The 13,946-nt window shown below is 38.8% G+C and carries 15 protein-coding genes and 1 pseudogene; 2 read left to right on the forward strand and 14 right to left on the reverse strand.

The window, feature by feature from the left end; genetic code table 11:
- Position 1: 1 nt before the first annotated feature.
- The 11 genes from rpsC to rpsL all read right to left on the reverse strand — a co-directional run bounded on the left by rpsC (position 2) and on the right by rpsL (position 7,513).
- The gene (gene rpsC / locus EKM66_RS03870; RefSeq protein WP_125761879.1) at positions 2 to 673 is read right to left on the reverse strand and encodes a 30S ribosomal protein S3; all 672 of its coding nucleotides are present in this window, start codon (positions 671 to 673) and stop codon (positions 2 to 4) included.
- A gap of 32 nt (positions 674 to 705) precedes the next feature.
- Entirely contained in the window at positions 706 to 1,059 is a 354-nt protein-coding gene (gene rplV, locus EKM66_RS03875) for a 50S ribosomal protein L22 (RefSeq protein WP_025023852.1), read from the reverse strand.
- Positions 1,060 to 1,079: 20 nt separating this feature from the next.
- Positions 1,080 to 1,361, reverse strand: coding sequence for a 30S ribosomal protein S19 (gene rpsS / locus EKM66_RS03880; RefSeq protein WP_125761881.1), 282 nt, complete (start codon positions 1,359 to 1,361; stop codon positions 1,080 to 1,082).
- Between the two features lie 34 nt (positions 1,362 to 1,395).
- On the reverse strand, positions 1,396 to 2,229 hold the full coding sequence (rplB, locus tag EKM66_RS03885) for a 50S ribosomal protein L2 (protein ID WP_125761883.1): 834 nt from the start codon (positions 2,227 to 2,229) through the stop codon (positions 1,396 to 1,398).
- 16 nt (positions 2,230 to 2,245) lie between these two features.
- Positions 2,246 to 2,533 (reverse strand): 50S ribosomal protein L23, encoded by a 288-nt coding sequence (gene rplW, locus EKM66_RS03890; protein WP_125761885.1) that lies wholly within the window; start codon positions 2,531 to 2,533, stop codon positions 2,246 to 2,248.
- Positions 2,533 to 3,153, reverse strand: coding sequence for a 50S ribosomal protein L4 (gene rplD, locus EKM66_RS03895; RefSeq protein WP_125761887.1), 621 nt, complete (start codon positions 3,151 to 3,153; stop codon positions 2,533 to 2,535). Before rplD ends, rplW begins: the two co-directional genes overlap by 1 nt.
- 17 nt (positions 3,154 to 3,170) lie before the next feature.
- Complete coding sequence (gene rplC, locus EKM66_RS03900) at positions 3,171 to 3,806, reverse strand: 50S ribosomal protein L3 (protein WP_125761889.1); 636 nt, start codon at positions 3,804 to 3,806, stop codon at positions 3,171 to 3,173.
- A gap of 31 nt (positions 3,807 to 3,837) precedes the next feature.
- Positions 3,838 to 4,146, reverse strand: coding sequence for a 30S ribosomal protein S10 (gene rpsJ, locus EKM66_RS03905; protein ID WP_025023858.1), 309 nt, complete (start codon positions 4,144 to 4,146; stop codon positions 3,838 to 3,840).
- A gap of 315 nt (positions 4,147 to 4,461) precedes the next feature.
- A complete protein-coding gene (gene fusA, locus EKM66_RS03910) occupies positions 4,462 to 6,555 on the reverse strand; it encodes an elongation factor G (RefSeq protein ID WP_125761891.1) in 2,094 nt (697 codons plus the stop codon).
- A gap of 33 nt (positions 6,556 to 6,588) precedes the next feature.
- Positions 6,589 to 7,056, reverse strand: a complete 468-nt coding sequence (gene rpsG / locus EKM66_RS03915; protein ID WP_025023860.1) for a 30S ribosomal protein S7 — start codon at positions 7,054 to 7,056, stop codon at positions 6,589 to 6,591.
- A gap of 43 nt (positions 7,057 to 7,099) precedes the next feature.
- Entirely contained in the window at positions 7,100 to 7,513 is a 414-nt protein-coding gene (gene rpsL / locus EKM66_RS03920; protein WP_025023861.1) for a 30S ribosomal protein S12, read from the reverse strand.
- 225 nt (positions 7,514 to 7,738) lie between these two features.
- On the opposite strand from rpsL, the pseudogene EKM66_RS12920 reads away from it, so the two are divergent.
- Positions 7,739 to 7,984, forward strand: a pseudogene (locus tag EKM66_RS12920) (prepilin peptidase); the annotation flags it as partial.
- Between the two features lie 6 nt (positions 7,985 to 7,990).
- Positions 7,991 to 8,407 carry a prepilin peptidase gene (locus EKM66_RS12845; protein ID WP_263854123.1) on the forward strand — a complete coding sequence of 139 codons (417 nt, stop codon included), beginning with the start codon at positions 7,991 to 7,993 and terminating at the stop codon, positions 8,405 to 8,407.
- On the opposite strand, the gene EKM66_RS03930 is transcribed toward EKM66_RS12845, so the two are convergent.
- The 3 genes from EKM66_RS03930 to rpoC all read right to left on the reverse strand — a co-directional run bounded on the left by EKM66_RS03930 (position 8,408) and on the right by rpoC (position 13,918).
- Entirely contained in the window at positions 8,408 to 9,226 is an 819-nt protein-coding gene (locus EKM66_RS03930; RefSeq protein WP_125761896.1) for an alpha/beta hydrolase, read from the reverse strand. It abuts the gene before it with no gap.
- Positions 9,227 to 9,250: 24 nt separating this feature from the next.
- The gene (locus EKM66_RS03935; RefSeq protein WP_125761898.1) at positions 9,251 to 10,063 is read right to left on the reverse strand and encodes an alpha/beta hydrolase; all 813 of its coding nucleotides are present in this window, start codon (positions 10,061 to 10,063) and stop codon (positions 9,251 to 9,253) included.
- A gap of 186 nt (positions 10,064 to 10,249) precedes the next feature.
- On the reverse strand, positions 10,250 to 13,918 hold the full coding sequence (rpoC, locus tag EKM66_RS03940; RefSeq protein ID WP_125761900.1) for a DNA-directed RNA polymerase subunit beta': 3,669 nt from the start codon (positions 13,916 to 13,918) through the stop codon (positions 10,250 to 10,252).
- Positions 13,919 to 13,946: the final 28 nt, after the last annotated feature.

Below are 13,946 nucleotides of genomic sequence, written 5' to 3' on the forward strand. Positions count from 1 at the left end.
ATTATTCTCCTTTCCCTTCAGTTTTTTCTTGATTGTGATTACGTTTTTCAGGAAGAATTTCACCACGGTAGATCCAAGTTTTAACACCTAAATTACCATATTGTGTAGCTGCTTCAACCCAAGCATAATCGATATCTGCACGTAATGTGTGTAGAGGAACAGTTCCCTCTGTATGCCATTCTCTACGAGCCATATCAGCACCGTTTAAACGACCAGAGATTTGAACCTTAATACCCTTTGCACCGGCACGTCTTGAACGTTGAACGGCTTGACGTTGTGCACGTCTAAATGCAATACGAGCTTCTAGTTGACGAGCAATGTTCTCACCAACAAGTTTTGCATCCAAATCAGGTTTCTTAATTTCAATAATATTAATATGAATGTTTCTGTTAACCAATTTGTTTAGTTGGTTACGTAATTTTTCAACTTCAGATCCACCTTTACCGATGACCATACCAGGTTTAGCTGTATGAATTGAAACTGTAACGTTCTTTGCAGTACGTTCGATTTCGATTCTTGATACGGAAGCATTTGAAAGTTTGTCTTCAATGTACTTACGAATCTTAAGGTCTTCATGTAAAAATGTTGAAAAGTCTTTTTCTGCATACCATTTGGCATCCCAGTCACGGATAACACCAACACGGAATCCGACTGGATTAATCTTTTGACCCACTCAAGTTACCTCCAATACTAATCTTTTAAATACTAGTCTTTTTCACTTACAACAACTGTAATGTGACTTGTTCTCTTATTAATTGGTGATGCTGAACCTTTTGCTCTAGGACGGAAACGTTTTAGAGTTGGTCCTTCGTCTACGAATGCTTCGCTGACGATTAAGTTCTGTGCATCTAAATCAAAGTTATGTTCTGCGTTTGCAATTGCTGACTTAAGAGCTTTGGCAATAATTGGAGAGCCTGCTCTTGGTGTGAATTGCAAAATTGCAAGTGCCTCAGCAGCGTTCTTGCCTCTTATTAAATCAATAACAAGGCGAGCTTTGCGAGGTGCAATACGAACATTCTTCACTCTGGCTGTTGCAGATGTAATTTCTTGTTCTGCCATCTTTTAAGTCTCCCTTCTTATTACTTAGCTACTGTTTTCTTATCGTCAGTACCATGACCATGGAATGTACGTGTTGGTACGAATTCGCCCAACTTGTGTCCAACCATATCTTCTTGGATATAAACTGGAACGTGCTTACGACCATCATGAACTGCGATTGTGTATCCTACGAAACTAGGAAAAATTGTTGAACGTCTTGACCATGTTTTGATAACTGACTTCTTGTCAGAATCTGCTTGAGCTTCAACCTTCTTTAAAAGATGTGCGTCAGCAAATGGTCCTTTTTTTAAACTACGACTCATCTTATGTCCTCCTTATATTATTCTAACGAAATAATTACTTACCTTTTCTATGACGAACGATAAGCTTTTCAGATTTGGCATGTGATGAACGAGTCTTCTTACCCAAGGTCTTCTTACCCCATGGTGACATTGGTGATGGATGACCGATAGGTGCTTTACCTTCACCACCACCATGTGGGTGATCGTTAGGGTTCATAACTGATCCACGAACTGTTGGTCTAAATCCTTGCCAACGTTTACGTCCAGCTTTACCAATCTTAATTAACTCATGTTGTTCATTACCAATGGCACCAATACTTGCACGGCAAGTTGATAGTACCATACGTACTTCACCAGAAGGTAAACGTAGTAATGAATACTTACCATCTCTACCTAACAATTGGATTGAAGTACCAGCAGAACGTCCTAGTTGACCACCCTTACCAGGTTTCATTTCTACGTTGTGTAAAATTGTACCAACTGGAATGTTTTCTAGTGGAAGTGCATTACCTGGTTTGATATCTGCATCAACACCTGATTCAACAACTTGTCCAACTTCAAGACCCTTAGGAGCTAAAATGTATGACTTAACACCATCTGAGTAGTGTAGCAATGCAATGTTAGCTGTACGGTTAGGATCATATTCAATAGATTTAACTGTAGCTTTTACACCGTCTTTTAATCGTTTGAAATCAATAACACGGTATTTTTGTTTGTGACCACCGCCACGGTGACGAACTGTAATATGACCGTATGAATTACGACCGGCTGTATGGCTTTGTGATTCTAGAAGTGTCTTTTCAGGAGTTGTCTTTGTGATCTCTGAAAAGTCAGAACCTGTCATATTACGACGACCATTTGTGGTTGGCTTATACTTGATAATCGCCATTATTTGACCTCCTTATTTATTCTTCATCAAAAATTTTGATTTCATCTGAATCTTCTGTAAGAGTAATGATTGCCTTACGACGTTTTGCTGTTGTACCAACATAACGACCTTGGCGCTTCTTCTTACCAGCAACATTCATGATGTTTACTTTTTTAACTTTAACACCGAAAATTTCTTCAATGGCTTGGCGTACAAGTACTTTGTTTGCATCAACTGCAACATCAAAAGTATATTTCTTGTCGCTCATAGCATCCATTGAGCTTTCAGTAACAACTGGGCGAATAATTACGTCTCTTGCGCTCATTATCCAAGCACCTCCTCAATCTTAGAAAGTGCTGCTTTTGTAACAACTAACTTCTTAGCGTTAATAACGTCAAGAACATTAACACCTTCTGGTGCAACGACTGTAACTTTATCAATGTTTCTTGCTGATAAAGCAACATTGTCATTACCGTCTTCAACAACTACAAGGGCTTTGTCAGCACCTATTTTGTTAAGTAGTTGTGCAAAGTTCTTTGTACTTGGTTTGTCGTATGAAATTGAGTCAATAACGATTAGGTTACCGTCAGCAGCTTTTTGTGAAAGTACAGACTTCAATGCCAAACGGCTAACTTTCTTAGGAAGATGGTATGAATAAGATCTTGGTGTTGGGCCGAATACGACACCACCACCTACCCATTGAGGTGATCTGATAGAACCTTGACGAGCACGACCTGTACCCTTTTGACGCCATGGCTTCTTTCCACCACCACGAACTTCAGAGCGGTTTTTAACATCATGTGTTCCTTGTCTCAATGAGGCACGTTGCATGATAACTGCATCTGTGATCACGTTGTCGTTTGGTTCGATACCAAAAATTGAATCATTTACATCAACAGTACCGTTCTCAGCACCGCTATCTTTGTAAGCTGTGATTTTTGTCATAACTCATTTCCTCCTTCCTATTTTTGATTAGCTTTAACAGCTGTTTGAATTTTAACTAATGAGTTGTTTGCACCAGGTACATTACCCTTGATCATAATTGCATTACGATCTGCATCAACTTTAACAACAGTTAAGTTTTGTGTAGTAACACGATTGTTACCCATGTTTCCGGGAAGCATCTTACCTTTAAATACACGGTTGATGATGGCACCCATTGAACCTGCTACACGGTGATATCTAGAACCGTGAGTTTCAGGACCACGAGCTTGTCCAAACATCTTGATGTTACCTTGCATTCCGTGTCCCTTTGTAATACCTGTAACGTCGACAACATCTCCAGAATTAAATGTATCTACTGTAACTTCTCCACCTAATTCGTAGTCTCCCATTTCAACATCGCGGAACTCGCGAATGTAATGTTTAGGAGTTGTGTTTGCCTTTTCTGCATGACCCTTGGCTGGTTTGTTAGATAAAACTTCACGTCTATCCTCAAAACCTAGTTGAACGGCCTCATAACCGTCAGTTTCTACTGTTTTAACTTGCATAACAACGTTTGGCGTTGCTTCAACAACTGTAACGGGAACTAATTCACCGTTGTCAGTGAAAACTTGAGTCATTCCGACTTTTTTACCAAGAATTCCTTTTCTGGCCATGTTTGCACCTCCAATAATTTATTTTTAATAATTATAATTTAATTTCGATATCTACACCAGATGGTAGATCTAACTTCATTAATGAATCAACTGTTTTTGGTGATGGATTAACGATGTCAATAAGTCTTTTATGTGTACGCATTTCGAATTGCTCTCTAGAATCCTTGTGCTTATGTGGTGAACTCAACACTGTATATAGTGAACGTTCTGTGGGCAATGGAATTGGACCTGAAATCTTTGCACCAGTTCTTTTTGCTGTCTCCACAATTTTGTCAGCTGATTGATCTAGAATACGATGTTCATAAGCCTTCAAACGAATGCGAATCTTTTGACTTGCCATGGGGTTACCTCCTTTTTGTCTCTTTCAAGATGACCGGCTCCGTGAAAATATCCAACAGCCCTGCCGTGGCAAAGCGGCCGGGTGTGTCGCAACCTCTCACTTCTAAGCCGTCGATATTATTTTTAATACCTCTAAGCACATACTTCTACTAGAAATAAGCACTCTTATGATAATACACGCATCATACTAATATTTCAAGAGTTTTCATGTATTTTTTGAAATTGAAACGCGCTTACTTTATATAGAAGAAACACGTAATTGATTGTAACAAAAAAAGCAAATCCAATGGATTTGCTTTCATTTAATTACTATTAATTATTCAGCGTCTCCGCCGTTTTTCTTAATAATTTCAGCTTGAATTGACTTAGGAACCTTCTCATAATGATCGAATGTCATTGTGAAAGTACCACGTCCTTGTGTTGCTGAACGTAATGTTGTTGCATAACCGAACATTTCTGCAAGTGGAACGAATGAGTTGATAAGTTGTGCATTACCACGAGCTTCCATACCTTCAACACGTCCACGACGAGCAGTAACTTGTCCCATAACATCACCTAAGTAGCTTTCTGGTGTAACGATTTCAACCTTCATAATAGGTTCAAGAATTACAGCACCAGCTGACTTAGAAGCATTACGTAGTGACATTGAAGCAGCAATCTTGAAGGCTGCTTCAGATGAATCGACTTCGTGGTATGAACCATCATACAACTTAGCCTTAACATCGATCAATGGATATCCGGCAAGAACACCATTTTCCATTGATTCTTTCAAACCTTGTTCAACTGAAGGAATGTATTCACGAGGAACAACACCACCGACAATGGCATCTTCGAATTCGAAGCCTTTTCCTTCTTCATTTGGTGTAAATTCAACCCAAACATCACCGTATTGACCTTTACCACCAGATTGACGAACAAACTTACCTTGTGCACTTGTTTGCTTAGTAAATGTTTCACGATAAGCAACTTGTGGTTCACCAACTTTACATGCAACCTTAAATTCACGTTTCATACGGTCAACCATGATATCCAAGTGTAATTCACCCATTCCGGCAATCAATGTTTCACCAGTTTCAGGATTTGTTTCAGCTTGGAAAGTTGGATCTTCTTCAGAAAGTTTTTGAATAGCTAGATCCATCTTATCTCTATCTTCCTTTGAATCAGGTTCGATAGAAACTTGGATAACTGGATCTGGAATATCCAATGATTCAAGAATCAATGGATCATCAGGATCTGTAAGTGAATCACCAGTTGTTGTATTCTTCAAACCGATAACAGCAGCGATATCACCTGAGAATACTTCTGGGATTTCCTTACGGTGGTTAGAATGCATTTGTAGCAAACGACCAACACGTTCACGTTTGTCTTTTGTAGCGTTAAGAACGTATGAACCTGATTCTAGTGAACCTCTATATACACGAATGTATGTTAGACGTCCAACGAATGGATCAGTAGCAATCTTAAATGCTAGACCAGCGAATGGTTTGTTATCATCAGCCATAAGTTCAACTTGGCTATCATCCTTAGGATTTGTAGCGTTGTAAGGACGAACTTCAAGTGGAGATGGAAGATAATCAACAACGGCATCCATTAACATTTGAACACCCTTGTTCTTGAAGGCAGAACCAGCAAGTACAGGGAAGAACTTCAAATTAACAGTTGCCTTTCTGATTGCAGTGCGAAGTTCATCATTAGTGATTTCATCACCATTTAGATACTTCTCCATGATGTCATCATCAACATCAGCAACTGATTCAACTAATTCAGCACGTTTTTCTTTAGCCTTTTCAAGGTATTCATCAGGAACATCAACTGTATCCCACTTTGTACCTAACTCATCTTCATCATAAAGATCAGCTTTCATTTCGATTAAGTCGATAACACCCTCGAATTTATCCTCGGCACCGATAGGCATTTGGATAGCGTGGGCATTAGCATCTAGTCTTTCATGTAATGTTTCTACTGAGTAGTCAAAGTTAGCACCGATTTTATCCATCTTGTTAACAAAGACAATACGAGGAACACCATATGTTGAAGCTTGACGCCAAACATTTTCAGTTTGTGGTTCAACACCAGATTGAGCATCAAGAACTGTAATAGCACCATCTAGAACACGTAGTGAACGTTCAACTTCGATTGTGAAGTCAACGTGTCCTGGAGTATCGATGATGTTGATACGGTTACCTTTCCATTCGGCTGTTGTAGCAGCTGATGTAATAGTAATACCACGTTCTTGTTCTTGGGCCATCCAGTCCATTTGTGAAGCACCATCATGTGTTTCACCAATCTTGTGAATCTTACCAGTATAATACAAGATACGTTCTGTAGTTGTAGTTTTACCGGCATCGATATGAGCCATGATACCAATGTTACGGGTATCTTCTAGTGGAAATTCACGTTTATTAGCCATTAGACTTTATTTCTCCTCTCAACTTAATATAGATTACCAACGATAGTGAGCGAATGCACGGTTAGCATCGGCCATCTTATGTGTATCTTCACGTTTCTTAACAGCTGCACCAGTATTATTGGCTGCATCCATAATTTCGTTTGCTAGACGTGCGTCCATTGTATGTTCGCCACGTAGACGAGCATAACTAACGATCCAACGTAGACCTAAAGTTGTACGACGATCTGGGCGTACTTCGATAGGAATTTGGTAGTTAGAACCACCGATACGGCGAGCCTTAACTTCAAGAACTGGCATAACATTGTTCATGGCTTCTTCGAAGACATCCAATGGTTCGTTACCAGTCTTATCCTTAATAATATCAAATGCACGGTAGAGAATTGATGAAGCAGTTCCTCTCTTACCATCGTACATCAAATGGTTGATCAAGCGTGTTACTAATTTTGAATTGTACATTGGGTCTGGCAAAACATCACGTTTTGGAGCGCTACCTTTACGCATATTAAATTCCTCCGTTATTACTAATTTCTTTGTTTGTGATTAATTATTTCTTAGGCTTCTTAGCACCATATTTTGAACGGCTTTGCATACGTCCATCAACACCGGCAGTATCTAAAGCACCACGAACAACGTGATAACGAACACCAGGTAGATCCTTTACACGGCCACCACGGACAAGAACAACACTGTGCTCTTGTAAGTTGTGTCCAACACCTGGGATATATGCTGTAACTTCGATAAGATTTGATAGTCTAACACGGGCATACTTACGTAGGGCTGAGTTAGGCTTCTTTGGTGTCATTGTTCCGACACGAGTTGCTACACCACGTTTTTGTGGTGCTGGGTTCTTTGTAGCAACTTTCTTCATACTGTTGTAACCGTAGTTCAATGCAGGGGCATTTGATTTTGACCCTTGTGACTTGCGGCCTTTACGTACCAATTGATTAATTGTAGGCATTCAAGGTTCCTCCTAAAAATTTAAGTACACACATCCAGGTGGTTCATATTTTTACAAAATAATAAACCACGTTAGTGGCGTACGTTATGAGCTTATACTTAAACAAACTACTACTCTGCTAATAAAAGCACGTCTACTAGAATATCATCTTAAAATGAGCATGTCAATGAACTATCGAAGAAAAGCTAATCGAAAGTTTCGTAATTTAATTTCGAGGTGATAAAAATGACGTATTTATTTTACTTTTTAGTATTTGTTCTGTCTTCTAGTATAGTCTCATTTTTGACAGTTATGGGACATGATTTTCCAAAAATTGAATTCAATCGGAGATCAGCTTGTGATAATTGCCATAAAATATTAGCTTGGTTCGAACTGTTCCCTGTCCTTGGTTATATATTATTACGTGGTCGTTGTCGAAATTGTCAAAATAAAATTCACTGGATATATCCCGCAACCGAATTTCTAGGCGGAGTTTTTGTGTTAACTGGACTGGCTCTTGGAAAAAGCATTTATCTCTTTGCGCCAATATTCATAATGATGATCCTATTTGCATTCATGGACCACTATCATGGATTCATTTATCCAATTTTCTACATATTAAGTATCCCAACATTTGTATTCTCGATCCTCAATCATAATAAAATCTACTTATTAGTAGGATTGGGAACTTACACGATTCTGTACCTTCTTCATTATTTTGGTAAAAGCATCGGTCTTGGTGACGTTGAACTACTAACTATATTGGCACTTTTGTTTGGTTACAACAAAATTCTTAGTATCATTCTATTTGCTTGTGCCTTATGCATTCTACATTTTTTATTGCAGAAAAAAAGATCATTTAGATTCGTACCCTATCTAACTATAGCTACAGGTATCGTCTATTTGATCTCCTAATTAATTCGGTAAAACTTTTTGTAATTTAAGCCAGTTAATACATAATTCCCACCATTTAGCATCAGCAGGAACAACGTAGGAATCTTCACCAGGATGCTGTGTTACTCGTGAAGCTAGCGATAGACCATGCCGACCTGATCCAAACAAATGCAATTCATACGGAATACCAATTGCATTCAGCTTTTGCGCATAAGTAATCGAATTCAAAACTGGGACAGTCTCATCGTCCACAGTCTGCCAAATAAATGTTGGCTTAGAGTTACTAGTTAAATGCTCTTGAGCGCTCCAATATATCTTGTCGGAACTTATCTGTTCTGCGTACTCTGTACTATCAGGGTATCCTAGTGTCAAATCAATGACTGAATAGCACAAAACATTAACCTTGGGCTGTACTTCGATTGGATCTGAAAATATTTTTTGGACAGTCTCTGGATCAGTCATCAAAGAATTATAGTTGGCTACAATTTGTCCACCTGCTGAAAATCCAATCAAAATTATCTTATTCAAATCTATCAAATGAATGTCTGCTTGGCTCTTTAGCCAATTCAAAGTTGTAGCTAACTCTTGTAACGCTAAAGGGTATACCGTTTCGTTATTCGTAATTAACTGATAATGCAAAACTAGTGCGTGTACTCCTTCAGAAGCAAATTTGAGTGCTATTGGTTGTGCCTCACGATCAGAATGAAACGTGAAACCACCTCCTGGACAAATTATTACTACAGGATGCTTCACAGTCGATGTGAAATCACTAATGGGATCTAACCAATATGTATCCAAAACAAATTCTGTATCTTTATACATCAGCTTTTGTGTGTTCATTTAAGACATCTCCTCGTAAACAAGTCACAGAATGCCAATCAGCTTGAACCAATTAATTTCTAGTTGCCACCATTTTGCAGCAAATTTGTTCAAATGATCCTCGACACCTGGACGTTGGGTTACATAAGTACCCAGCGCCAAGCCGTGTCGACCTGAGCCAAATAAATGAAGTTCATATGATATGCCCAATTGATTTAATTTTTCAGCATATAGTAGAGAATTTTGAACGGGAACTGTTTGATCGTCGACTGTTTGCCAGATAAATGTTGGTTTGGAATACTTATTCAAATATCGTTGTGATTGCCAATAAAACGTATCCCTGCTAACGGCTAATCGATGTTCATTTGTTTTAGGATAACCAGCGCTCAGATCTATTACTGGGTAACAAAGAACATTTGCCTTAGGCATAACTTTTATTTTTGTGTCAAAAACCCTACTCCTAATATTTGGATCAGTCATTATGGAATTAAAGTTTGCAACTATATGACCACCTGCTGAGAATCCAACTAATATTATCCTGTTCAAATCAATATTATGATTAATAGCTTGTGTTTTGAGCCAATTCAAGGTTGTAGCTGTCTCTTGCAATGCTAACGGATAAACCGGTACTCCATTGTCTATCAATTGGTAATGCAACACAATTGCATGAAAGCCTTCTGATGCAAACTTCAAAGCAATTGGCTGTGCTTCTCTGTCTGTCTGAAAAGTAAATCTTCCTCCAGGAAAAATAATGGCCAATGGATGATCAACTTGCTTGTCGAAATCATTAAACGGATCAAGCCAATATGTATCTAATTCAAAACTGTGACCTTGATAATTAAGCTTTTTCTTTTCCATAGTGCTCCTTTTTATCAAGATGTTTATACATCTATTTTAAACTTATTTATTCTCTTTTACATTATATTTAATTATTAAAAAAATTAAAACGATATACATTATGTATTGATTTATTAGACTACTAAAAAAGGTTCCTGTCACTATTCAAAAAGTGACAGGAACCTTTTTATATTTATCAATTACTTTCTAATGCTTTTCTTCTTTTGCAGCATCGTTAGCCTTCATTTGGGCTTCGATATCTGAAATTGTGTAGGCACCATTAAGTGAGTTATCTGCCATAGGACCAGTCTTCTTAGGCTCCATGTGGCTGTACTTAGCCATACCAGTACCGGCAGGGATAAGTTTACCAATAATAACATTTTCCTTAAGTCCAAGAAGTGGATCATTCTTACCTCTGATAGATGCATCAGTAAGAACTCTTGTTGTTTCCTGGAAGGAAGCAGCTGACAAGAAACTGTTAGTTTCAAGAGATGCCTTAGTAATACCAAGCAATACTGGACGTCCTGTAGCAGGAATACCACCGTTGAACAATGTCTCACGGTTGTGATCTGTAAATTGAGAAATATCCATTAATTGACCTGGCAATACATCAGTATCACCTGGATCAAGGATTCTGATCTTACGTAGCATTTGTCTGATCATAACCTCGAAATGCTTATCAGAAATATCAACACCTTGCATACGGTAAACTTTTTGAACTTCTGCAAGTAGGTAATTTTCTGTTGTTTGAACATTTGTAACCTTGATCAATTCCTTAGGATCAATTGAACCTTGTGTTAACTTACCACCACGGTCAACATGGTCGCCTTCGGCGACTGCGACACTTGATGTATAAGGAACACTATAAGATCTAGAATCAATGTCACCTTCGACAGTAATTTCCTTAGTGTGTTCTGCAGGGTTTTCATCGATTGCTGTAACAGTACCATCAACCTCTGAAATAATTGCAAGACCTTTAGGGTTTCTAGCTTCAACGATTTCTTGAACACGAGGAAGTCCTTGTGTAATATCGTCACCACCAGCAACACCACCGGTATGGAAGTTACGCATAGTTAGCTGTGTACCTGGTTCACCGATTGATTGAGCAGCAACAGTACCAACTGCCTCACCAATTTCAACTTCTTCACCAGTAGCAAGGTTACGACCGTAACACTTCTTACATACACCATGTTTTGTATCACATGTAAATGCTGAACGAATTGTAACTTCTTTAACACCAGCATCAACGATCTTTTGTGCCAAGTTTTCGTCCATAAGAACTCCACGCTTAGCAAGAACTTCACCAGTCTTAGGATCATTAACTGTCTTTTGTGTGTAACGTCCAACTAGACGATCGTACAATGGTTCGATCATATCTGTACCTTCCATAATTGAACTTACTAGAAGTCCACGGTCAGTACCACAATCTTCTTCACGAACGATAACATCTTGCGCAACATCAACTAGACGACGAGTCAAGTAACCTGAGTTGGCTGTCTTCAAAGCCGTATCAGTCATACCTTTACGAGCACCGTGGGTTGACATGAACATTTCCAAGACTGATAGTCCTTCACGGAAGTTAGAAATAACAGGGATTTCCATCATACCACCATTAGGGGCAGCCATAAGTCCACGCATACCTGCGAGCTGTGTAAAGTTTGAGATATTACCACGGGCACCAGAGTCCGACATCATTGAGATAGGGTTAGTTGGATCAAATGAATCAATTAGTAATTGTTGAATTTCATCTTTAGTATCATTCCATACACTGATAACACGATCATGTCGTTCTTCATCAGTGATAAGTCCACGACGGAATTGCTTAGAAATTGAAGCAACTTGTTTGTGGGCCTTGTCAATGATTTGAGGCTTTTCAGGTAAGTTAGGAACATCTGTAACACCAACTGTTAATCCAGAAATTGTACAGATTGTGTAACCTAATTCTTTCATATCATCAAGAAGTGATGATGTACGTTGAACACGATATACCTTGAATACTTTGGCAATGATATCTGACATGTAACCACTCTTGATTGGGTCTACAAGATCCATTTCATCAAGTCTAGCATTAATGTCTTCACCTTTACCTAAGAAGTACTTATCAGGAACACCGTTTTCCAAGTTATCATCTGTTGGTTCGTTCAAGTATGGGAAGTCTTCAGGAAGAATTTCGTTGAAGATTACCTTACCAACACTTGTCATCAAGATTCTCTTACGTTGTTCATCTGTAAATGGTTTGTTTGGCATAGATGATACAGCCAAACCAATTCTTGTATGGTAATGAACATCACCATTAAGCAATGCAGTTTGAACTTCGTTAGAATCCTTGAAGATCTTACCTTCACCAGTCATATGTCTTGTTTCAATTGTTAAGTAGTAGTTACCCAAAACAACATCCTGTGATGGTGTAACGATAGGCTTACCATCTTTAGGAGCAAGGATATGGTGAGCAGCAAGCATAAGCATACGTGCTTCAGCTTGGGCTTCGTCTGATAAAGGAACGTGAATGGCCATCTGATCACCATCAAAATCGGCATTGTAAGCTTCACAAGCCAATGGGTGAAGACGGATTGACTTACCATCAACCAATACAGGTTCAAAGGCTTGAATACCAAGTCTGTGAAGTGTAGGGGCACGGTTAAGTAATACTGGACGTTCTTTGATAACGTCTTCTAGTACATCCCAAATATCGTCATCTTGACGATCGATCTTTCTTCTAGCGTTTTTAACGTTAGAAGCAATTTCACGCTTAACCAATTCGTGCATAACGAATGGTTTGAACAATTCAAGAGCCATTTCACGAGGAAGTCCACATTGATAGAACTTCAATGTAGGACCAACATCGATAACTGAACGACCTGAGTAATCAACACGTTTACCAAGTAAGTTTTGACGGAAACGTCCTTGCTTACCTTTAAGCATATGTGAAAGTGACTTCAATGGACGGTTACCTGGTCCTGTAACAGGACGGCCACGACGACCATTATCGATCAAGGCATCAACAGCTTCTTGAAGCATTCTCTTTTCGTTTTGAACGATGATGTTAGGTGCATGTAGATCTAACAATCTCTTCAAACGGTTATTACGGTTAATTACACGACGGTACAAATCGTTCAAATCGGAAGTAGCGAAACGGCCACCTTCTAGTTGAACCATTGGACGTAAATCAGGTGGGATAACAGGAATTGCTTCCATTACCATCCATTCTGGTTTGTTACCTGACTTTTGGAAAGCACTGATAATATCCAAACGTCTGATAGCACGTGTACGTTTTTGACCTTGAGCAGTCTTCAATGTTTCACGTAATTCTTTAACTTCGGCTGGCATATCTACATTGGCAAGAAGTTCTCTGATACCTTCTGCACCCATTTTAGCGACGAACTTGTTACCAAATTCTTCACGTTTCTTACGATATTCAGACTCTGTTAGTAGTTGTTTATTCTCGAGGTCTGTATCACCTGCGTCGATAACAACATATGAAGCAAAGTAGATTACTTCTTCAAGGTTTCTTGGGCTCATGTCCAATACAAGTCCCATACGTGATGGGATACCCTTGAAGTACCAGATATGTGTAACTGGTGCAGCTAATTCGATGTGGGCCATACGTTCACGACGAACTTTTGAACGTGTAACTTCAACACCACAGCGGTCACAAACAATACCCTTATAACGGATACGTTTGTATTTACCACAGGCACATTCCCAGTCTTTAGTTGGTCCAAAGATTCTTTCATCGAATAGACCATCTTTTTCTGGCTTCAAAGTACGGTAGTTGATTGTTTCAGGTTTCTTAACTTCTCCATAAGACCAGCTACGAATCTTGTCAGGAGATGCTAAACCAATTTGCATACTTTCAAATTTATTAACGTCTATCAAAAGGTTACCTCCCTAAATCTAAATTATG

Source organism: Companilactobacillus hulinensis (assembly GCF_003946555.1).
Classification (GTDB): domain Bacteria; phylum Bacillota; class Bacilli; order Lactobacillales; family Lactobacillaceae; genus Companilactobacillus; species Companilactobacillus hulinensis.